20 protein-coding genes are annotated in these 19652 nt (G+C 69.7%); 5 read left to right on the top strand and 15 right to left on the bottom strand.

The genetic code is table 11. The features are described 5' to 3' along the window. Positions 1-207: 207 nt before the first annotated feature. Together ACFWXO_RS18795 and ACFWXO_RS18790 are read right to left on the bottom strand one after the other, a co-directional pair. Positions 208-579, bottom strand: coding sequence for a hypothetical protein (locus ACFWXO_RS18795; RefSeq protein ID WP_380524962.1), 372 nt, complete (start codon positions 577-579; stop codon positions 208-210). A gap of 750 nt (positions 580-1329) precedes the next feature. After that, positions 1330-1815 (bottom strand): hypothetical protein, encoded by a 486-nt coding sequence (locus ACFWXO_RS18790; RefSeq protein ID WP_380524961.1) that lies wholly within the window; start codon positions 1813-1815, stop codon positions 1330-1332. 661 nt (positions 1816-2476) lie between these two features. Here ACFWXO_RS18790 and ACFWXO_RS18785 point away from each other — a divergent pair. Continuing rightward, entirely contained in the window at positions 2477-3460 is a 984-nt protein-coding gene (locus tag ACFWXO_RS18785) for a hypothetical protein (RefSeq protein ID WP_380524960.1), read from the top strand. 99 nt (positions 3461-3559) lie between these two features. Here the strand turns inward: ACFWXO_RS18785 and ACFWXO_RS18780 are convergent, their stop codons facing one another. The 7 genes from ACFWXO_RS18780 to ACFWXO_RS18750 form a co-directional block, all read right to left on the bottom strand. Continuing rightward, complete coding sequence (locus ACFWXO_RS18780; RefSeq protein ID WP_380524972.1) at positions 3560-4516, bottom strand: nuclease-related domain-containing protein; 957 nt, start codon at positions 4514-4516, stop codon at positions 3560-3562. A 671-nt stretch (positions 4517-5187) separates the two neighbouring features. Further along, positions 5188-5880: a hypothetical protein gene (locus ACFWXO_RS18775; RefSeq protein WP_380524959.1), complete on the bottom strand. Its 693-nt coding sequence runs from the start codon at positions 5878-5880 to the stop codon at positions 5188-5190. Beyond that, positions 5877-6179 carry a hypothetical protein gene (locus tag ACFWXO_RS18770; protein ID WP_380524958.1) on the bottom strand — a complete coding sequence of 101 codons (303 nt, stop codon included), beginning with the start codon at positions 6177-6179 and terminating at the stop codon, positions 5877-5879. Before ACFWXO_RS18770 ends, ACFWXO_RS18775 begins: the two co-directional genes overlap by 4 nt. A gap of 122 nt (positions 6180-6301) precedes the next feature. Continuing rightward, positions 6302-6910, bottom strand: a complete 609-nt coding sequence (locus tag ACFWXO_RS18765; protein ID WP_380524957.1) for a Fic family protein — start codon at positions 6908-6910, stop codon at positions 6302-6304. Continuing rightward, entirely contained in the window at positions 6897-7619 is a 723-nt protein-coding gene (locus ACFWXO_RS18760; protein WP_380524956.1) for a hypothetical protein, read from the bottom strand. Before ACFWXO_RS18760 ends, ACFWXO_RS18765 begins: the two co-directional genes overlap by 14 nt. A gap of 139 nt (positions 7620-7758) precedes the next feature. Continuing rightward, on the bottom strand, positions 7759-7992 hold the full coding sequence (locus ACFWXO_RS18755; protein WP_380524955.1) for a Tn3 family transposase: 234 nt from the start codon (positions 7990-7992) through the stop codon (positions 7759-7761). Then, the gene (locus tag ACFWXO_RS18750) at positions 7989-8171 is read right to left on the bottom strand and encodes a Tn3 family transposase (RefSeq protein WP_380524954.1); all 183 of its coding nucleotides are present in this window, start codon (positions 8169-8171) and stop codon (positions 7989-7991) included. The genes ACFWXO_RS18755 and ACFWXO_RS18750 overlap by 4 nt, the downstream gene beginning before the upstream one ends. 125 nt (positions 8172-8296) lie before the next feature. On the opposite strand from ACFWXO_RS18750, the gene ACFWXO_RS18745 reads away from it, so the two are divergent. After that, positions 8297-8614, top strand: a complete 318-nt coding sequence (locus ACFWXO_RS18745) for a hypothetical protein (protein WP_380524953.1) — start codon at positions 8297-8299, stop codon at positions 8612-8614. A gap of 166 nt (positions 8615-8780) precedes the next feature. Here ACFWXO_RS18745 and ACFWXO_RS18740 read toward each other — a convergent pair whose 3' ends face one another. After that, positions 8781-12590: a HEAT repeat domain-containing protein gene (locus tag ACFWXO_RS18740; RefSeq protein ID WP_380524952.1), complete on the bottom strand. Its 3810-nt coding sequence runs from the start codon at positions 12588-12590 to the stop codon at positions 8781-8783. Positions 12591-12809: 219 nt separating this feature from the next. Between ACFWXO_RS18740 and ACFWXO_RS18735 the strand changes: the two genes are divergently transcribed. Together ACFWXO_RS18735 and ACFWXO_RS18730 are read left to right on the top strand one after the other, a co-directional pair. Continuing rightward, a complete protein-coding gene (locus tag ACFWXO_RS18735; protein ID WP_380524951.1) occupies positions 12810-13016 on the top strand; it encodes a hypothetical protein in 207 nt (68 codons plus the stop codon). Positions 13017-13267: 251 nt separating this feature from the next. Beyond that, the gene (locus ACFWXO_RS18730; protein ID WP_380524950.1) at positions 13268-13741 is read left to right on the top strand and encodes a tetratricopeptide repeat protein; all 474 of its coding nucleotides are present in this window, start codon (positions 13268-13270) and stop codon (positions 13739-13741) included. Positions 13742-14054: 313 nt separating this feature from the next. Here ACFWXO_RS18730 and ACFWXO_RS18725 read toward each other — a convergent pair whose 3' ends face one another. The 4 genes from ACFWXO_RS18725 to ACFWXO_RS18710 all read right to left on the bottom strand — a co-directional run bounded on the left by ACFWXO_RS18725 (position 14055) and on the right by ACFWXO_RS18710 (position 18302). Continuing rightward, positions 14055-15761 (bottom strand): exopolysaccharide biosynthesis polyprenyl glycosylphosphotransferase, encoded by a 1707-nt coding sequence (locus ACFWXO_RS18725; protein ID WP_380524949.1) that lies wholly within the window; start codon positions 15759-15761, stop codon positions 14055-14057. Next, positions 15751-16215, bottom strand: a complete 465-nt coding sequence (locus ACFWXO_RS18720; protein ID WP_380524948.1) for a hypothetical protein — start codon at positions 16213-16215, stop codon at positions 15751-15753. Before ACFWXO_RS18720 ends, ACFWXO_RS18725 begins: the two co-directional genes overlap by 11 nt. A gap of 733 nt (positions 16216-16948) precedes the next feature. Continuing rightward, positions 16949-17395 carry a hypothetical protein gene (locus ACFWXO_RS18715; protein ID WP_380524947.1) on the bottom strand — a complete coding sequence of 149 codons (447 nt, stop codon included), beginning with the start codon at positions 17393-17395 and terminating at the stop codon, positions 16949-16951. Between the two features lie 106 nt (positions 17396-17501). Then, positions 17502-18302 carry a tyrosine-type recombinase/integrase gene (locus ACFWXO_RS18710; protein ID WP_380524971.1) on the bottom strand — a complete coding sequence of 267 codons (801 nt, stop codon included), beginning with the start codon at positions 18300-18302 and terminating at the stop codon, positions 17502-17504. 582 nt (positions 18303-18884) lie between these two features. Between ACFWXO_RS18710 and ACFWXO_RS18705 the strand changes: the two genes are divergently transcribed. Then, positions 18885-19121, top strand: a complete 237-nt coding sequence (locus ACFWXO_RS18705) for a hypothetical protein (RefSeq protein WP_380524946.1) — start codon at positions 18885-18887, stop codon at positions 19119-19121. A 7-nt stretch (positions 19122-19128) separates the two neighbouring features. Here the strand turns inward: ACFWXO_RS18705 and ACFWXO_RS18700 are convergent. Beyond that, on the bottom strand, positions 19129-19652 hold a 524-nt coding region (locus ACFWXO_RS18700), incomplete at its 5' end, for a WD40 repeat domain-containing protein (RefSeq protein WP_380524945.1).

Genomic DNA, 19652 nt, shown 5'->3' with positions numbered 1-19652 from the left:
TGCGCGGGCCCCCCCTGCGGCGCGGGGGGGGGGCGTGGGGGGGGGTGGTGGGGGGGGCGGGGGGGGGGGGGGGCCCGGGCCCCCCGGCGGGGGGGGGGGGGGGGGGGGGGGCCCCCGCCGTACCCGAGTGGAGGTCACCCGGCCCTGGACCGGGCCTTCAGCCGCCCGTCAGGGCACCGGGCGTCGGGACGGTGTGCGCGCCGTGGATCAGCGCGAGACGGTGCGGCCGGACTGGCTGCCGTTGTTCGTCGGGTACAGATGCGCCCACGAGAGGTTGCACTGGAACTGCCAGTGCGCGTTGTTCCACTGGGACTCGGTCACGTCGTTCCAGTTCCAGCTGTACGTGTGCCCGCAGGTGTCCGCGGCCGTCAGCCAGAACCGTTCGTCGGTGTTGCCCGGCGTGACGAACCACCCGACGGTCGGGCCGTTCGCGTAGACCTGGTACCAGGCACCCGTGGAGCTGGTCGCACTGTCGGAGCCGCTGTCGGAGGCGGACGCGGTGCCGGCGGTCGCGATGCCCACGCCGACCGTCACCGCGGTGGCGATGGCCAGGGTGGCGAGGGTCTTCCTGATGCGCATGCTGCTCTCCCTTGCTGGTTGGGGTGGGCGGTCAGGGGTAGGCGGGCACGGCGCCCCTCAGCGGGTGGATCGGGTCGGTGCTGAAGGCCCGCGCTTCCGGGCCTCGCCCGGGCCTGGATCGTGTCGGAGGCGTGGTCGTGTCGTCCGGGCCGAAGGCGGGGGTGACATGGTCAGAGCCGGTGATGTTCAGACCGTTCCGCGCGTCCCTGATCCAGAAGCAGGGTCTGTTCGCCGGGCTTGGGTCGGTCGCGCAGTCGGACAGGGGAGCGGATCGGTGCCCGGCCTATGCCGGCCCGTGGCGTCCGCTCCGCACGCGGGGATCGAGGTCGGTTCCGGTTGCCGTGGACCCGCTTCCCGGTACGACCCCACCCCTGAGAAGGGCGAGTGCGGACACCACGACGGGGGACGCGGCTCGGCCCCGGTTCGGACTGCAGGACGTGACCTTCCGGTCAGGCGGGTCCGCTGGGCACCCGTCCTCATGGCACGACGCGTCGGCCACGACGTCGACCCGACGTCGGCGCGACACTTCCGGGCGGGGCGGCCTCGGCACGTGTCCGCCGGCCGGGCGATCGCTTGATCCGGTATACCCGGCGAGGGCCGTGAACATCAGGAGGACTTCTCCCTGCACCCGCCGGGGGTCAGCCATCCTCCTCAGCCGTTCCGAACGGCCCCGGACGGGGAAGCGGTGGCGGAGAGCAGGAGCTGCTGAAGACAGGCGGGGCGCAGGGAAGCGTTCCTTCCAAGTGGGGGTTACCCGATCGTGGTCCTCGGGCTCTGCACGTCACCGTAGTAGTGGCCGTCGATCCACACCCCCGTCGAGATCACGTAGGTGCCCGCCGGCGCGGTCCACTCCGACCAGGACGACCCGTAGCCCGGGTCCCGCCCGGCCCACACCGAGTCCCCCGTGGCCGAGGACGACGTGCAGCCGAAATCGTGGGCCCAGGGGCCGTAGATGTTGTTCACGTTGAGGGCGTGAGCGCAGTACGTCAGGCCCTGGCCGGTGTAGTTCGAATACGGGATCTGCGCCTCGATGGTGCGACGGTCGTCCTGGACGTTGTAGCAGGAGTCCAGGTAGACGGAGCTGCCGTAGACGGCCACGTACCGCCCGTGGTCGTTCGCCGAGCGGCACGCGTATGCGCTGTCGGCGTGGGCGCTGCCGGTGCCGACGGCCATGCCGCTGACGGCGATGGCGCCGGCGACGACGGTCTTGGTGAGACGTCCGGTGATCTTGCGCATGTTCCCCCCTGGGATCAGCCCCGGACCGCTGGACGCCGGGGAGCTGCGACAGCCGGCCCGCGGTCCGGGCCGGCGGAGACCAATCCTCGTGGCGGTGACGCCGGGCCACCACGACGTTGACCCGACGTTGGCCCGACACTTCACGGTCATACCAGTCGCGACGCAGGATGAAGCCGACCGTCTCCGGGTCGAGCAGGACCGAGTCGGGCACCCGGTGCATCAGGGCTGCGGCCCGGGTGGTCCTGCCGCCGCCGAAGGGGTCGTTGATCCACAGCACAGTCACGGGCGGTCTCGCTTTCGTAGGTGCCGCTCGGCCGGTGGCAGGAGCAGGGCGGGTGCCACGACGACTCAGCTCCGATGCCGGTGGGAGCGCACCTCGGGTAGGTCCGGCACGGGCCTCCTGCGGCTCCCACTCTGCCGGTTTCGGGCGGCTGCCCTGGCACGTTCCGGCTTGCCCGGGTGGCCGGGGAGATCCGGAGGGGCGTGTCCCCGGCGTGCTTCCGGCCGACGGTGATCCGGCCGTTGTCAGTGCCGCCTGTTAGACATGGTCCCGACGGTCGTGACCTCCCGGATCGACACGGGACAAGCGGTCGTTCCGACAAGTGACCACCGAACTTCCTCCCGTCCGGGCGGGGAAGTCGAGCCGTGGGGGGATCCGTCCATGTCCGTTGCCGCTGTCTACGTGCCCGCGCCCTCGAAGAGGAACCTCAGGATCGGCCAGGAGAAGGCCCTATGGGGGTGGAAGGACGATGCCGTCGCCAAGGGCGGCACACAGCAGGTCCTCGAGTCCCTGCGCCCCGGGGGTGTCGTGCTCCTCGGCCACCACGGGCCCAACGCACGTGTCCCGTCCGGTGGCTGGGCGGACGCCACCTTCCGGGAGCTGACCATCGCCAGGGTCGCCGGCGGCTATCGGACGGAGACGACGAAGATCTGGCCGGACGACCTGTACCCGCACCGGATCGACCTCGACATTCTCGACATCGTCGACACCAAGGTCACCGGTGCGCAGCTCGGGGCGGCGGTGGCGGAGGCGCTGCGGATGTCGGCGAACAAGCAGGGCGCTCCGGTGGTGGTGGACGGGCCGGACGTGTTCGAGCGCCTGGTGGACGCGACCGCGTGGCAGGAGGCCGCTGGTGAGGGGGTTCCGTCCGACGGGAGCGGGGGCACCCCGGATGTCACCGAGTTGGAGGGGCGCTTCATCGACGTGCTGTCCGACTTCGACCGTCCTACCGTGGCACTCGCCCGGCGTGAGCAGGCCAAGTTGCGCAAGGCCAAGTTCAACGGTGCCCCGGTGATCGGGTGCGCGTTGTGCGGGCGGGAACTGCCGGCGGGGCTGGTGCGGGCGGCCCACATCAAGCGCCGGTCGAGGTGCCTGTCCACCGAGCGGCGGGACTTGGCGAACCTGATGGCCGCTTGCGTACTGGGCTGCGACGCCCTCTTCGAGGACGGCTACGTGTACGTCGGCGAGGACGGGGCGGTCCGGTCGTCCCCGCCGGCGAGTGCACCGACGGACCTGGCCGCCGCAGTGGGTGCGCTCGAGGGCCGGACATGCGCGGCGTTCGGGGAGGACAGCGCGGACTACTTCGGCTGGCACCGTGAGGAGATCGCCAAGGTGGGCGTGGTGAGTGGCGGCAGCGTCGCCTGAGCTCGCCGTGGGGCGGGGCCGTCCCTGGGGGCGGCGTTCCCGGGTGTACCGGACCGGCCCGTCCGGCACACCCGGGAGTGTGCCCGCGGGTGCTCGGCCTTACCGGCGCTGCCGACGGTTCCCGCCCCGGCCTGACTGCCGCTGGCCGGCCCGTCGGCGGGCGATGGCGTCCTGAAGCCCGCCGGCCCGCTCCGCCCTGTCCCCGTATGGCGGGAAGGTCAGGTCCATGAACCGGGCTAGATCCGACCGCCGGTAGACCGGCCGGGCGTGCCGGACTTCGTCGAGCAGCCGGTCCGAGCGGACCACCAGCACTCCGTGACACCGTAGCTTCGGCCCCCAGTACTCGACGTCGTGGACCACCATCATCGGCGTCGGTCGGACCTGTATGTCCTCGGCCATGTGCTGCACCTCCTTGAGGAGCGCCTGAACCTCCTTCGTCCGGTCGTAGCGGTACAGGAGCGCGTCCTCGCTGTACGACACCTTCAGCTCGACACCGGGGTAGGGCGTCCACTTCTTCGAGTCGATGACCACGATCTGCCCGGCCGGACCGACCACGATGTGATCGAGGTTCGCGCGAGAGTTGGCGAGGCCCCGGTCGTGCAGGATGGTCCAGCCCTCCCGGAGAAGCGGAGCGAGGATCCTCGCGGTCTCCTCCTCACCGCTGGCTCCGCGCTCCCAGCGGGCGGCGGCCTCGAGCTGTTCCGGGGTCGGCGCCGTCTGCGTCAGCTCGGCTCTCGCCGTGGCGGCCGTCGGCGGGGTGGCGGACGGTCCTTCGGGACGCCGAGACACTTTGACGAGGATGAACACGGTGCAGGCCAGCACCAAGGCGGCCAGGCCGTCGAGGAGGAGGACGCCGACCAGGCCGACGCCCACGGCCCACGCGAGTGCCTGCCCGACACTGCGGGGCCGCGACGTGGACGGCAGCTCGGCGGGCCTCCGGGAGACAGCCGCCGGTGCCGGCGTATCGAACTCCCATGTGCCCGCTCGGAGTTGCGCGGCCATGCGGCGAGCACTCGCGCCGGGGACGTTGGCGTGCGGGGTGCGATAGGGGTCCATGGTCACGGCAGGCAGTTTGTCACCGACCCATGACGCTTGGTCAGTGATTTTCCGAGGTCCGCTCCGGCCTTCGTCGAGCCGAGGCCCCTTCACCGGCGGTGGCCGGTACGGAGGACGACGCCCTGGGGCCGGTCCCGGCTCCGTGCATGGCGCCGCAACGACTGTTGGCCATGACTGCCCCCGACCGCCGTCGGACAGGATCCGGTCGCCCGGCGCAAGGAACGACGGACAGGTCGGCTCACAGAAGCAGCCGTCGCGCTCTCCCCAGCCATCAGCGATCAGGAGCCGTGCGAGCGAGGCGGCTCCGTCAGTGGCCAGGCCACGCCCCTGGGTCGTTCAACGGATATGGCAGACGCCGCGACCGGTTTCGGGGCAGCGGTTGGTGGTCGGACGTCGACCTGGGCGGCAACCGGCCGCAGGTCCGGGCGCTCGACGGCCTTCCCGGAGCGGCGCCGCACAGGGAGGCCTGGAGTCGTCGCTGCAGCAGGAACTGGCCGAGTTCGCGGCCGAACGGGACTGGGAACAGTTCCACACCCCCAAGGACCTCGCCATGGCCCTCAGCGGTGAGGCCGGTGAACTCCTCGAAGGGGTCAAGCCAAGGTGAGCCCAAAAGCCGCCATGGGATGATCTTGAGATGGGTGAGCCACCACCCTTGATTGGTGCGGCTCCGTTCAGGATGCAGCAGAGCTGTCGTCGCCTTCGGGTTCGGCGGGCCAGAGTCTCGTTTCACCAGGATGAGCCCACTGGCGTCCCACCCATTCACACTCCGGGATCGCGCCCTCCCAGTCGTCGGTGCACCGGTCAGCCCAGGCGCGGCCCACCATGACCGGCCGGGTCGCCACGCCGCCGACGCCATCCTGCACCCGCAGCACCAGGCCGAGCCCATTGACTCCAGGGTTCCCCCGCAGACCGTAGGAAACATCGAGCACCCCGCACCAGTGAGCGTGCAAGAGGAACCGTTCCAGGTCGGCTGGGATGCAGGCGGTCAACTCCCTTCCCAGAGCCTCACCTGAGGCCCCGTGGACGGCGTCGAGTGCCACGCAGGACAACCGGCCGTCGACGAAGTAGGCGAACACGGCAGGCTCCGCGCGCCCCGTACCGAACTCCACACCCAGGATCTCCCGAAACGATGGGTCAGCCTGGAACCGACGCAGCTCGGTCATGCCCAGCAGCACTGCGGCGACCTCATTGATACGCATACCGAAACACAGCGGCCCGACGCCTTCCAGGGGCGTCAGCTCCCAGTTCAACCGTGCCCCGACCTGGTCCTGGTCGTCTTCCTCGGCCCAGGTGCCGAGCGGTCCGGGCTCCTCCGTGCCGAGCTGCGGGGCGCCGCCCTTCATGCGGTGCTGGCCGGGTATCACCGTGGGCCGCCTTCGCTCTGGGCGGGGATCGCGGTGCGGCCAGCCTCGCGCAGTTCCTGCAGGTCGGGGATGTGGTTGTAGAGGGTGCCGGGGCTGACCCCGAGGAGTTTGGCGATCGAGGTGGTCGGCTGCTGGGGGTTGGGCAGCAGGGTGCGGGCGGCCTGGATGATCTCGGAGGTGGCGACGACGGGCCGCCCGCCGACGTTGCCACGGGCGCGGGCGGCGGCCGGGCCCTCGCGTGTGCCGGAGACGATCAGCTCGCGGATGAACTCGGCCAGGGCGGCGAAGACGTGGAACACCTCGGGTTGTTGAAGGGGTTTTTGAAGACCCTGGGCAACTTTTCGATCTTGGTCCGGCAATCGTCAACAAACGAAGGTTTTTGAAGCCCGGCGGAAGTTGCCGGCGCCCTCGCCCGAACGCTTCAGCGTCGGCGGCGGTTGAGTACCCCGATGAGAGTGGCAAGGTCGGCGGCACCGGCCGGGTCATCCGCGTAGCGGGTGGTCTGGAGGGGGCCGACCTCAGGAAGGACGATGTCCTCCCGCGCCAGGACATGGACCAAGGTCAACAGTGCGGCGCGGGCATTGCCATCGGTGAAGGGGTGGAAGAACGCCACGTCGAGGTAGGCGCGGGCCGCACGGGCCGCCAGCGGGATGTCCGGGTCGGTCGTCTCGTCCAGGCAGGAATCGAAGTCGGCCTGCGTGTGAGGGGTCAGATCGTAGCGCTCGCGGCCGGCCTTCGCATAGGCGTCGCTCACGCGGAACGGTGCCCCTGTTGCAGCGAGGACTTCGCGTTGCCAACGGGCCAGCAGGGCGAAGTTCAGCGGGGTCTGGCGTGCGGCGTCCTCCCGGGCCAGGGTGTGCGCGGCGAGCAGACGCTCAGCGCGAATCGGGTCGCGCCGACGTACCGGTGCCTCGCACCAGGACCGGAACCCGTCGCGGCCGGCCGGGACCCGTTGCAGAGCCGGTGAATGCCGCCAGTCGACCTCGCGGCGCACGCGCAGCCAGACCGAGAGGCTGTCAGTAGCGGTCATGGAGCTTCTCCAGCGCTTCCCACTCGCGGTGGTCCCGATACGGGGCGTGGCCGGTGAGGCCGACGGCGAGGTCCTCGCCGACCGACTCGATCAGACTCCGCTCCGGGTGGACCCAGCTCTTGAACCGGCCGCCGATCGCGCGCTCCACCGCTCGCGCGGCTTCGGCCCGGTCCATGCCCGTGCTGGTGAGGAACCAGCCCAGGACGATCGAGGTCTGGCCGCGCCAGGCGTTGTCCGCGCCCGAGTCCATGGTGTGGGTCACGAGCCGGATACAGGCCCGTTCCAGGTGCCAGCTGCGGTCCTCGGGCGAGGCGTCCGGCGGCGGCGCCAGTTCGGCGAAGCGCTGGGCCGTCCGCTCCAGCCACGCCCGCCACTCCAGCAGCGCGGCCACAGCACGTGCCGCGGTCTCGTCGGGGGTCGTCACCGAGCTCGGCCCGCCAGTCCAGTTGCCGATGGGCCCGCCGCTGTAGTGGTACCAGTTCCATCCCCAGGCCCAGGTGCCGTATCGCTCCCGGATGATCGCGTCCACCTGGCTCTCGCACCAGCGTTCTCCCTGCCACCAGCCGGCCATACCGGAGAGCACGGGTGGCACCCACTCGCGGACCAGTGAGCGGAGGTGCTCCTCCTCGTCCTCGTCCCAGGTGAACGAGTGGCGGGCAGGGTCGACCTCTTCCCAGTCCCGAATGCCCTCGTAGGTGATGGGGGGCACGCGGTTGTCGGGGAAGGGCAGGGTGTCACGGTTGTACGTCAGGGCTGGCCACTCTTCCTGTCCGATGTGATCGACCCATCAGTCTCGGCTCAATGCCCCTGGGAACGCTAACGGTTTTCGGACCGCGTCGGCTTGTCCGTCATGCCGCTGCTGCCTTGTCGTCGCCGCCGAGCACGCTGAAGTCGACGTCCAGGCGGGCGTCGTAGACGTCGGGGGTGATGCCGAGTTCGTGGGTGGAGTACTCGCCGAACCGCTTGATGTGCTCGGTCAGGTACGGGGAGACCTGCGCGAGGTCGAGCGGGTCGACCGGGCGCCCCTCGGCCTGCAGCTCGCGGACCACGTCGGCGATGTCCAGGGTGTTGTGGAAGATCACCAGGTTGGCCAGCAGGGACGTGAACTTCCTTCCTTCTCCTGCTCGACCGGGTCGTTGGCCGCCACCGTGCCGTTCTGGCCGAAGCGCACCCAGTCCGAGAAGCCGTTGAACGCCTCGACCTTGTTGGTCGCCGCCGTCACCCTCGCCCGCAGCGGGCTGTCCGAGAGGTAGCGCAGCATTCTGTGGGGGTCGGTACGTTCCGTGGATGCCGGTCTGGCCTGAAACGACGGCCGGCTGGTGCCTTGCCGCTGGGTTTCTCCCGCTGCAGCAGTCGATCCATCATCTGGGTAAGGTCGGCACCTTCATGGTGGAGGACGCCGAGTTCTTCCACGCCAAGACCGCCACCCCCATACCCGCGGTCGTGGCAGGACTCGGCGCGACCATGAACCGCACCATGTCCTGGTCCGCCGACCCGCTGCCCGAGGGCATCAGGCTCGACGCCCTCCGGGCGGACGTCCAGTGGGACCGTGAGGCGAAGTACCGGGGCGGCATCGCGGCCAAGGTCACCGACAAGGGCGCGGTCAGCTGGGCCGGCGGGGCCCGCGACTCCGGCCACAAGATCTACGACGCGCTGAACAACCCGGAGACCGAGACTGGCATGCAGATCCGCGGCCGTTTCTAGCCCGGGGATGACGACGGCTCCTCCCCGGTCGCAGTGGGGGGAGCCGATCATCATCGGCGCGATCGGCACGGACGGCCACCGGTATGGCGCCGTCGCCCGGTTCGCGGGAAACGGAGTGCACCGAATCGCCTCCGACGGCGTTGCGCCTGCACGCCGTCGGCGCTTCTCACACCAGATGCTCGGACCAGTAGGTCATCAGATTCAGGGCTTGTCGGGCAGCCGTCCGGACTTCCTCCTCCGAGTGGGTGCTCAGAGCCGTCAGTGTCGGGACCGTCTCCGGCTCCCGAGGCCAGAGCAAGGCGAGGGCTTTCGCGACACCGACCCTGATCCCGGTAGGCTGGGAGACTTCGGCGTGCTGGCGGATAACGGGGAAGGCCACGTCGCCGAACCGTGACGCCAGGATCTGCAGAGCGGTGGCGCGTACCTCGACCGCTGTGTCGGTGAGAGCGTCGAGGACGACCTGCCGGGTGGTGTCGTGGTCGGACCACCGGTCCCCGAGAAGGACCAACGCGGTCGTTCGCATGTCCGGGTCGTCGTGGGTGAGAGCGTCAACGACGACCTGCCGAGTGGTGTCGTGGTCGGACCACCGCTCCCCGAGAAGGTCCAACGCAGTCGTTCGAACGCTGGCGTCGTCGTCGGCAAGAGCGTCGACGACGACCTGCCAGGTGCCGTCGTGGTCGAACCACCGCTCGCCCAGAACCCGCAGCGCGGTCCAACGCACATCCGGGCGGGCGTCGGTGGCCGCAGCCGCGCCAAGGACGACCCGCCGGACGCCGTCATGGTCGGACCACCGCTCCCCCAGGACCCGCAGCGCGGCCCGTCGCACCTGCGGTTCGTCGTCGGAGGCTGCGTCGAGGACGGCCTGTCGAGTGTCCTCGTGGTCGGGCCACCGGGATCCTAGGACCTGCAAGGCGGTCCGTCGGACGCCGTGCCTGTTGGTGTCGGATGCCGCGCCGAGGACCGCCCGCCGAGCGTCATCACGGTCGGACCACCGCAATCCCAGGACGCGCAGCGCGATCTGCCGCACGTCCACGTCCTTGTCGGATGCTGCGTCGAGGACCGCCCGCCAGGCGTCGTCACGGTCGGACCACCGCAATCCGGAGATCTGCAAGGCGACCCACCGCACGCGCGGCTTGTCACCGGCCGTCGCCTCGAGGACGATCCGCCGGGCGTCGTCGTGGTCGGACCACCGCTCCCCCAGGACCCGCAGCGCGGTCCGACGCACATCCGGGTCGGTGCCGGTGGCCGCCTCGAAGACGATCCGCCGGGCGTCGTCGTGGCCGGACCACCGCTCCCCCAGAACCCACAGCGCAGCCGCCCTGACGTTCGAGTCCTCGTCGGTGAGAGCGCCGCGGAGGATCCGCCGGGTTCCGTCGTCGTCGGACCACCGCTCCCCCAGGATCCGTACCGCGGTCGCCCGAATGTTCGAGTCGTCGTCGGTGAGGGCATCGAGGACAATTCGCTCGGCGTCATCGTATTCGAGCGACCACTCCCCCAGGACCCGCAGCGCGGCCTGACGCACGTACGGATCGACGATGGTACCGGCGGCTATGTCGAGGACGACCTTCCGAGCGTCGTCATCGTCGGGCCACCGCTGGCCCAACACCTCCAAGGCGGCGACACGCACGCCTGCGTCCCACGGGATGCGTACCATCCAGAGGGCCTCGGTACGGTCGCGACTCAGCGCTGCGACGATCTCACCTGATTCGTCGCCACCGTCGAACGCCATGCGGGAGTAGTAGTAGCGCAGGTAGCGCTGCCTGCCGGTCCAGAACCGATCGACGTTCGCCAACGCCGGCAGTGCCTCCTCGACCTCCACGAACGGATTGCGACGGGTGAGGGCTATGAGGGCATCGACGACGGCGTCGCTCTGGGCCGCGACGGACAATCGGGGATCGGTGCTGTTGGAGCGGAAGTCGTCGATCTCGGCGAGCACGCGAACGGCCAGCATCAGCATCGGGGCTACCTCGCCCGTCTCAGTCGTGTGGTGCAGGTAGATCAGACGGGAGAGCAGCGCTGCGGCATCGCGCTTGGTGAGGCCGCCTGCCGTCAGGAGGATGACCTCGTGCCACGTGGGATCGTCGGCGTGCCCGGCCAGCAGGTCCACGATCTCGTCCCGGCTGAACTCCTCCTCTGTACGCCGACGCAGGAGATCGCAGGCGGAGAGGTACTCGAGGAAGGTCCGGTGGACGAAGCCGTAGACGCCGTCGCCGTAGTGGGCGAGGAGGAAGTTACGGGTGCGCAGCTGGTCGACCAGGCGATCGGCGGCGATCTCGGCTGCGGGGCGACTGATTCCGCCGGCCGTGCCGTCGAGGACGAACGACACGATGAGGGAGACGAGTTCCTTGTGCCGGATGAAGGTGCCGGCGGACTGCCCGGCGCCTTCCTGCATGCGGCGTGCGATGCGCTCCAGCAGGAGTACCCGCTGGTTGACGTTGAGCCATTCCAGTGCGGTGACCGCCTCCGCGGCGGCGGGGAAGGGAGCCGCGAGGAACTTGGCCTCCTTGTCCCAGCGTTCGATCAGCACCTGGACGGCATGGGCGTAGACCTCGCGTCGCTCCCGCGGAATGGTCCGACCCAGGCCCATCGAGGCCAGCACCGTCAGGAGCAGCGGGTTCCCCGCGAGCTCGGCCACCGCCCGGATCTGGCGCACGGCTCCGAGGAGGCGTCGCGCGAGCCGGCCGGCCAGTTCCGGCTCGGCGGGGTGCGCGGAGCCGTACCAGCGGGGCACGAACTCCGCGATCTGCCGACGGTCCAGGTCCTGGAGCATCACCTGGGCGAACCCGTGAGGCGCGAAGTCGCCGGGACGGTAGCCGTACTCACGCGAGGTGACGATCGTACGCACCCCCGGGTGGGCGGCGGCGAACGCGGTGATCCGCTGCGCGATGTCCGCCCGTGCCCCCGGATCGAAGACCTCGTCCAGGCCGTCGAACAGCATCACCACACGGTTGCGGGTGAGCAGGTCCTTCAGGACCTGGCCCGTCAGGCCCATCTTGTTGAGGTCGTGGGTGTGGTCCAGGAAGTCCTCGAAGCCGCGCTCCCGCCATTGTGGCTGCGCGTATTGGCGCAGTTCCACCACGATCGGCACCAGGCCGTCCAGAGGGGCGAGTTCGGGCGGCAGGCCGTGCAGGCCGCCCACCAGGGCGAGCGCCAGGTACTGAGTGAGGGTGGACTTGCCCGCGCCCGGGTCGCCGAGGACGACCAGCCGTCGTCCCTCGTGGCCGGCCAGTACCTCGAGCACCGGTCGGACGACCTGGGCGTGGTAGGCCTCCCGGCGTCGCTCGGCCTCTTCGGCCGCCACCCCGGGTGGAAGCCTGTCGTCCTCCACCGCCTCCGCGGCCAACAGCCGACGCCACTCGCCGGGTACCTGGGCGCTGTAGGGGCGGGAGTGCTGAGGTACGAAAACCTGGCGCAGCTCGATCACGGCCTGCTCGCCGGCGCTTCCGGACGGGCCCAGCACGTCCAGGTTCAGTCGCCGGTACCTCTCGCGTAGCCGCCCGCCGTACGTCTCCGCCGCTGCTACGGCCTCCGCGGAGCGTTCCTGTCGCCGGGCCGCGGTCTCGCCGTCGCGCGTGTCCCGGGCGGCCGCCCGTTCCGCGCGGCAGTGCTCGAGCAATCGGTCCCACCTCGGGCGGGCCCGCCGCAGCCACCGTTCGTCCACGCGGCCGTTCGGTCCGAGGGAGTTCTCCCCGGCCCAGGCCGACCAGACGGCGACCACGCCGAGCAGAACCTCTGTGTCCTGCGGCACCCGGCAGAGTTCGGCGCGCTGTATCGGCGGCAGCCAGTAGCTGACGATCTGTCCGTTGAAGCCCTCCGTCCCGGGAAGCCCGGTGCGGCGGACCTCCTCCTGGAGCCTCTTCTGCCCGTGCGGCTTCCGCTCGGCCCCGCGGGCCGCGACCGCTCGCTCACGCAACTCGGTCAACTGCAGGTACAGCGCCCGCCGCCTCGGCCCCAGCCCGTTCCCCGTCGCCTCCATCACCGCACCCTTGCCGTCCGTACTACCGATGAACTGCCCGCGCTACCCGCAGCGGGTACGACGGAGGCCGGCGTCGCACCGCCGCCGACCAGCAGCGTAAGGCCTGACGTGCCTTCCCCGCCCGCGACTTGGGACAGCTCGCGTATCCGAATGGGAGCTTCGGACCAGTGCCGGGCCCGGCATCCCGACCCACACCCGTAGCCGAAGGGGAGCACCGCCATGGGCGACCACTCGATCCGCAAGACCCGCACCGCCGCCTCCCGACCGCCCGCCGTGTCCGACGACAACCGGTCCGATCAGTTCAACCGGAGGGATTCCCCGAGCGAGTCGCTGCCACGACAGGTCGTCCGCGCCGCCGCCCTCTCGCTCGCGGGCACGCCGGCCTTGGTCATCGCCGCTCTCGTCGAACGGTGGATCGCCCGCTGACACACTCGGGCTCGCCGGTACGTCAACGGCTCGTCCTCCCGTTCTGAGCGGGAGGACGAGCTGTACCTCTTCGGCGGGTGAGACCGCTGGCCCCGTAGCGCCATCGCTCGAGACCGCCGTCCGTACTCCCGGCGCCCGTGGAAGGAGGGCCCTGCCCGGCAACCTCACGGTCCCTCTCTGGAGCCGGACGAACCTGCGCAACAAGCGGCTGCGCAGCAGCCGTGTGAGCCCGCCACCGGCCACCGGGTCTGATGAGTGCGGCGGGTCCGACGCCCTCGGTCAGTCTCTCGGCTCGGCGCACGACCCCTGGGAACTCCCCGCAAAGGCGCCGACGCGCGTATGAGCGTCAACAGTGCGCGCGGTTCGGCCCCCGCCACCCGATCACCCTGGCCGCCGAACTCAACTACGGCTACGCGCTGATCGTCAGCGGCCACCGGTCCCAGGCCCTGTCCCTCGTCCGCGACACGCTCGCCGCCATCGAGACCACCCACGGCCCGGACCACCCCAAGACCCTCGCCGCCCGCTCCCTGCTAAGCAGGGCCCTGGGCGAACTGAGCGGCCTGCACGAGGACGCAGTGGCACAGGCCCGGCTGGTGGCCGACACTCGGGCGCGGGTCCTCGGCGCCGACCACCCGTGGACGACGTGGTCGCTGGAACGCCTCCAGGGACGGCTCCGGGCGGCGGGCTGGCCAGGCTCCGACGACGGGCCCAGGCTCGACCCCTGACACCTGGGGTCGACGGTACGCCAGAGCCGGGACCGAGTTCGCGACGACGGAGGCGACGGCCCTCATCGGCCGAGCGCTGACAGGCGGCCTGGGCCTCTCAGGCCCGGGGTGTCGAAGGCCTGATAGCAGCTCCCAGCGGTGGTCGCTCACCTTGATGGCCGCGCGGATGCACCGGTCGGTCGGCGAACAGTCCTCTGCACGATGCCGAACCAGGAATCCCCGCAGACTCTGCCCGGTGCGGCAACACCCCGCCCCCTGATCGAAAATGACCACCACCCTGCCGCATCACCAGCCGCGGCAGTCGGACACCAGGTCAGTAACCCTGGCCGCGCATGACCATGTTCAGCGTGCGGACCAGGATGGTGAAGTCCAAACCGATCGACCACCCGTCGATGTACTGCATGTCGAGTTTCACCGCGGCCTCCCAGGATCGCTCGGAGCCGTCCTCGTACTGCCGGAGACCGGTCATCCCCGGCCTGACCGACAACCGGTGCACCGCTCCCTCCTCCAACCGGTCGAGGTACGCGATCTCCTCCGGGAGTGGAGGCCGGGGACCGACGAGGGACATGTCGCCACGCAGCACGTTGAACAGCTGTGGCAGGTCGTCCAAGGAGTAACGGCGCAGGAAGCTGCCGAACCGGGTGATCCGCGGGTCCTGTCGGACCTTGAAGAGCATGCCATCGGTATCGAGGTTGAGTTCGGCGAGTTCGGCCCTGAACGCTTCGGCGTTGGTCACCATGCTACGGAACTTGAACATGGTGAACGGTTCGCCGGCCCGGCCCACCCGCTGTTGCCGGTACAACACCGGCCCTGAGCTGGTGCCCTTGACCAGTGCCGCGAGCACCAGCAACAGAGGAGAGAGCAACAGCAGTGCGGCTGCGGCCAGGAACCGGTCGAGGACCGCCTTGAGGATCGCCTGCACCCCTCTCATCGGTGCCTTCACGTGCACGAGGTTGACCCCCGCTTCACGCCGCAGATCCAACCGCCGCAGCGCGAGGTCCGCCGGACCTGCGAGTACCGCCACCGGCACGGCGGCATCCTGCAGGCCGCGCACCAGGTGGTGAAGCCGGTCCCCGATCAGATGCGCGCCCGGCGCGAGGAGGATGAGATCGGCCCGTTCGGCCGATGCCGCGACGAGAACCCTTCGCCCGTCGCTGCGGACGGAGGGCTGCTCCGAAGGAAGGCGGGTGACCACCAGGGACTCGCCGACCACCGGTGCCTCACCGATCGGAACGACTCCGACCACGGTGTACCTGCACGCGGGGTCCCCCGACAAGCGGTCGGTCAGGTGGTCGACGAGGGCCGGCTCACCCACGACGAGGGCGCGTTGTGATCCCCTGCGGCTCGTTCGCGCGGTCCGCAGGTGCCGCTGGGTTCCCGCTGCGGTGATGGCGGTGCAGACCATGCCCGGAGCGAGCGATGCCAGCGCGACGACCGGATCGGAGTGCTCACCGGTCAGGGCCCGGACGACGGCGAGTACGCCGACCAGCACCATCCAGTCGCGCAGCACGGCGGCTGCCTGTCCCGGTTCGCCGAGGGAGTCCACGCCGTACCGCCGACGGCAGGCCCTCAGCAGCATCCAGGCAGCGCCTGCGACCGCCGGGGAAGCCACCGATCCCGGCTGGTGGCTCGCGAGCATCGCCCACATCGGCAGGCCCAGGCAGGTGGCATCGACGAACAACGCTGCCGACAGGTACCAGCGTGGCTTGGGCAGCGAGGTGTCAGGTGTCCCCGAGTCAGCTGGGGCGCCCCGGCCGTCGTCCTCGGCCGGCTCCTCGTCGACCAGTGTCGGGGCTCCGGCACTCACGAGCACCTGGGACCGGGCCGCGGGGACGGGCAGCGGCATCGGGAACGGTTCCTCCGGCCGGCTCGCCCCGGGAAGGGGCACGCCGAGAAGCCCGGCGACGACGCGTCGAGTCAGCGTGTAGCCGACCGGGGCCGCTCCCGGCGGCGCAGTCGGTGTCCTGGGTGTGTCGAACAGGCCGGAAAGGACACGGCGGATCAACGGCCTATCGTCCACCGGCCTCCTCCTGTTCGCCTACCGCCTGCGGCACCACCGGGCTGATCGGCGGCTGATGTCCTGTGTCGGGGTTCCCGGTCTTCGACCCGGACGTCAGGTACGAGGCGTCGCCGGTGGTGTCGGTGAGCGCCTGGGCAAGCCTCGGGATGCTTCCCAACTGTGCGAGGAACGACGGGGCCGAGAAGCCAAGCGCGACTGCGGGCGCCATCCCGCTGATCGATCCCCCGGCCCCGAAGGCGAACGCCGCAACGGCCCCCAACAGCGTCCGGAACAAGAACATCCATGCGTGAGCGGGAACATCGAGGTACATACGCAGCGCGGGCGGTCTGGCTCGTACCCTGCCGGCCGGGGTCCTCCGCGCACCCTGCCACAGCGCGATGCTGTTGAAGACGGAGAGGACTTCGACAAGGGCACCACCACCCGCACCGAGCAGTGCGAACGCCCACCATTGCATCCCGAACCCCGCCCGTTCTGAGTGTCGTCCGCGCACAGTGTCCCGCCGGGTCCGCCTCGGGTGCCAGTGATTCACGGAACTTCGGCGGCCGCCACCTCGCCGCCCGTCGAGCCGCTCGCCCTCCAGCGATCGCCCACGGCACTGCTCTGGACACCGCGCGGGGCTCGTCGGCGCCGACCCGGTCAACCTGCCCGGTCATCGGCGCGAGGGGTCTACGTCGGAAGTCTGAGTGGCTGTTCCGATCCTGAGGGGTGCCGGTCGAACGGGAGTCTCGATCGGTGAGTGCGGTGGCCGTCGCACATGAGCTCAGGGTCTCCTGGTAGCTCGAAGAGCGTCTACGCCGAAGAGCGGTCCAGGAGACCCTGTATGGCGGGGCCGTGCGGGCCGACTTCCCGCCGTTTCTGTGGAATCAAGTCTGTCAAGCAGCGCCTATCAAGCTGGGCTTGGAGACACGTGTGGCTGCTCGGTTGCGCGCACGGCGGCCTCTTCAACCTGGAGGCGGCCGGTTTCACCGCGGCTCCAGATGAACGCGCGCCAGTGGCGAGGCACCTGGCTGGTCCAGCTCTGGACTTCGTTGACCGCAACGTTGTCGGAGACCCTCCAGCGAACGGTGGGCCTGAGGCTTCGGGGATGTCGGTAAGGCCGTCGAGCTGGCGGGCGAGCGCAAAACTGTCGACATCGGTTGAGCTGCGATCCCAGGTCGAGACCATGTCGATCAGGGCGTGAGACTCGATTAGGGCCGGGCCGGGATGGAAGGAGCGATTTCGAGGAAGACGAGGCTCCCAGCCTCGACACCGACCCGTCCATCCGTGTGCACGAGGTAGCCCACCGGAGAGGAGACGCGTTCTCCGAACCATGTGAAGTACCAGCCCTGGCCGGCGCGATCTGCCGTCATGTATTGACCCAGGTCGAAGTGCCAGTCGCGGACCACCTCGTTGCGCTCGCCTTGGACGGTGTAACTGCGACGCACTCGGTAGCGGAGGCCGCCATACCTATCGGCGAAGCCTTCGCGGCGGATCACGAGCATCATTGGTGTTGGAATCGACTGCCCGGTTCGGTCGCGGATCCGCAGGAACTCCGTGGACACCCGGGGTTCCTGCGGATGCTCGCGCCAACCGGTTCGTTCAAGCAGACTCTTCGCACGGGTGGAGAGACCGGTGAGGTCGTCCAGGATATGCATCCTGCACTTCTTTTTCCAGAGTGGGTGACTGTCGTAGGGGCCTCACGCTACCCCGTCATGGCATGCCGGTGTAGTCGGGTTCTGGGCGCCAGCCGTAGCTGTGGCCTCAGCATCGGCCTTCCGGCCCGCACCGCTGGGGGCGGTTGGTGACGTCGACTATTGGCAGCAGGGTCGCGGTGACGGGAGTGCCGATCTGGCTGGTGGTCAGCCCAGCCGGTGTCGGGACGTCGGCGAGGCGTTCCAGGAGTTGGTTCAGGGCGGCCTGGCCGTCGTCGACGGCGGCGCGCTCGTCATCGGTGAGCGGGATGGCCGCGAGCATCTTCTGTAGGTTGTCCTTGGCCTCCAAGAGTTGGCCCTTGCTGGAGGCTTTCGGGGTGTAGAAGTCGCAGTGGGCGCAAGCCATCCGGTGCTGGCACTGTTCGAAGAAGGTGTAGGTGCACCAGCCGTGGCCCAGGTCGTAGTACTGCCAGGGCTCACCTGCGGCGGCTGCGCCGGAGGCGACGGCGTCGCGGTCGACGAGGACTTCGATGGTGCGGACGTTCCTGGCGAAGGATCCAGCGTCGTTGTAGGCCCTGGCCAGGGTGTTCGGGGTGATCTTCGCGTAGTGGGCGGTCGCCTCCGGAGTCCGGTGACCAAGCCATTCCTGCAGTTCGAAGAGCGTCATGGGCTCCTTGGCGTTGTTGAGCTGGCTGGCGATCGTGGATCGGGCCCGGTGGCTGGTGATGTTGCCGCGAACGTCGGCCGTGGGGACGCCGGCCTTGCGGCAGAGCATCGGGATGATCGCCGTGTTGATGTAGTGCTTGGCGACCAGGCGGGCGCGGTGGGCGAACAGGAAGTCGGCCAACTGGCCGGTCTTGTGGTCGAGCATCTGCGGTTGAACGGGTCTGACGGCCTGCCATGCCTCGATGGCCTTGCCCAGGAGCGGGTCGACGGGCTTGGTGAACGCGGTGCCGGTCTTGTGGTGGGGACGTCCAGCAGGCAGACCGCATCGCGGGCCAGGACTTCGCCTAAGTCACCTTGAGGCGCATCCGCTCGGCGTCGCACCCGCTACGGCAAGCGCGGTTACGCCTACCTCGGCGCCGTCACCGCAGCCGTCCTCGTCATCCGGCTCCGCACCTGATCGGCGACGTTGGGCAGGTAGTGGAACGAACTCACCTTTCCAGCAAGTGAGTTGTCACTAGCATGGGTGTCGGCGAGGCATCGCAGATCGTTTGGGGGACTGATGATATATCGGGATCGTAGGTGGTGGCGCATGGGCGCGCTGGTGGGCGCCTCAGCGGTTCTGATGTTGGGGTGCGGAGCGGCCGAGCCACGCGCGGTGCCGGGGCCATCCGGAACGGAGTCGACGCGGTCGGATACGCCGACAGCCGCGCCGGACACGTCACCCGCCGTCCTGTCGGTCGTGATCTATGGGTGCGACGGGCAACCGGTGGCCGCACCTGACTCGTTCCTCGTGTTCTGCGGTGACGCGGGAGCGGAGCTCGAAGGGATGACCTGGTCAGGGTGGGGCGGGCCGACGGCCACCGCGAGCGGGCAGTTGTGGCAGAAGAGCTGCGTCCCGAACTGCGCCACCGGCAACGTCTACCCCTACCCGGCCACGGTGATCGTCAGCCGCCTCGGCCACGGCAGTTACGGGTCCATCCACATAGATGCCCCCGACTCTCCAAATCCGTCTCAGGACTTCGAACTCGGCTCCCGTGGGCCGGGGCCGATGCCGCAGGGCTGATTATCAGTCACATCGTGCAGGGCTGATGGTACGGAAACTGGGGCATGTACTGGTTCCAGCGGTCGCGGGTTAGGGCACCCGTGCTGGTGGCGCAGAGCCGTTGGATCGCAGCGTCCCCCGACAGGTCCAGCAGGCGGACCGTGGCGTCCAGGCTTGCGACCGCCAGGATCTGCGTGCCCGGATCAAATGCCACGGAGCTGACCGCCCGGGCTGGGCCGGTCAGTGGTTGACCAAGACGAGTCGGCGCCTGCTCGTCGTCAGTGCGCCATAGCGCGACGGTCCCGTCGCTGCCGCCCACCGCGAGCGTCCGGTTGTCGGAACTGAAGGCGAGGGTGTTGACGGCGTCCGCCGATCCCTTGAGGGGTGCGCCGAGTGGTGTGGGCTTGTGGGGGTCGATGGTCTCCCAGAGCCGGACAGTGCCGTCCTCGCTGCCGACGGCCAGGGTGTGTCCGTCAGCAGTGAAGGCGAGGGTGTTGACGGCATTCGCTGATGCTTTGAGGGGTGCGCCGAGTGGTGTGGGCTTGTGGGGGG

This window comes from Kitasatospora sp. NPDC059088, assembly GCF_042738155.1.
GTDB lineage: Bacteria > Actinomycetota > Actinomycetes > Streptomycetales > Streptomycetaceae > Kitasatospora.
The sequence above is the reverse complement of the archived record's forward strand: the minus strand, read 5'-3'. Positions and strand labels throughout refer to the sequence as shown.

Excerpts from the sequence above, each read along its gene's own strand:
- ACFWXO_RS18795 (WP_380524962.1), bottom strand. The coding sequence starts at position 579 with ATGCGCATCAGGAAGACCCTCGCCACCCTGGCCATCGCCACCGCGGTG.
- ACFWXO_RS18790 (WP_380524961.1), bottom strand. The coding sequence starts at position 1,815 with ATGCGCAAGATCACCGGACGTCTCACCAAGACCGTCGTCGCCGGCGCC.
- ACFWXO_RS18785 (WP_380524960.1), top strand. The coding sequence starts at position 2,477 with ATGTCCGTTGCCGCTGTCTACGTGCCCGCGCCCTCGAAGAGGAACCTC.
- ACFWXO_RS18780 (WP_380524972.1), bottom strand. The coding sequence starts at position 4,516 with ATGGACCCCTATCGCACCCCGCACGCCAACGTCCCCGGCGCGAGTGCT.
- ACFWXO_RS18765 (WP_380524957.1), bottom strand. The coding sequence starts at position 6,910 with ATGACCGCTACTGACAGCCTCTCGGTCTGGCTGCGCGTGCGCCGCGAG.
- ACFWXO_RS18750 (WP_380524954.1), bottom strand. The coding sequence starts at position 8,171 with ATGCTGCGCTACCTCTCGGACAGCCCGCTGCGGGCGAGGGTGACGGCG.
- ACFWXO_RS18745 (WP_380524953.1), top strand. The coding sequence starts at position 8,297 with ATGGTGGAGGACGCCGAGTTCTTCCACGCCAAGACCGCCACCCCCATA.
- ACFWXO_RS18740 (WP_380524952.1), bottom strand. The coding sequence starts at position 12,590 with ATGGAGGCGACGGGGAACGGGCTGGGGCCGAGGCGGCGGGCGCTGTAC.
- ACFWXO_RS18735 (WP_380524951.1), top strand. The coding sequence starts at position 12,810 with ATGGGCGACCACTCGATCCGCAAGACCCGCACCGCCGCCTCCCGACCG.
- ACFWXO_RS18730 (WP_380524950.1), top strand. The coding sequence starts at position 13,268 with ATGAGTGCGGCGGGTCCGACGCCCTCGGTCAGTCTCTCGGCTCGGCGC.
- ACFWXO_RS18720 (WP_380524948.1), bottom strand. The coding sequence starts at position 16,215 with ATGCAATGGTGGGCGTTCGCACTGCTCGGTGCGGGTGGTGGTGCCCTT.
- ACFWXO_RS18715 (WP_380524947.1), bottom strand. The coding sequence starts at position 17,395 with ATGCATATCCTGGACGACCTCACCGGTCTCTCCACCCGTGCGAAGAGT.
- ACFWXO_RS18705 (WP_380524946.1), top strand. The coding sequence starts at position 18,885 with ATGACCTGGTCAGGGTGGGGCGGGCCGACGGCCACCGCGAGCGGGCAG.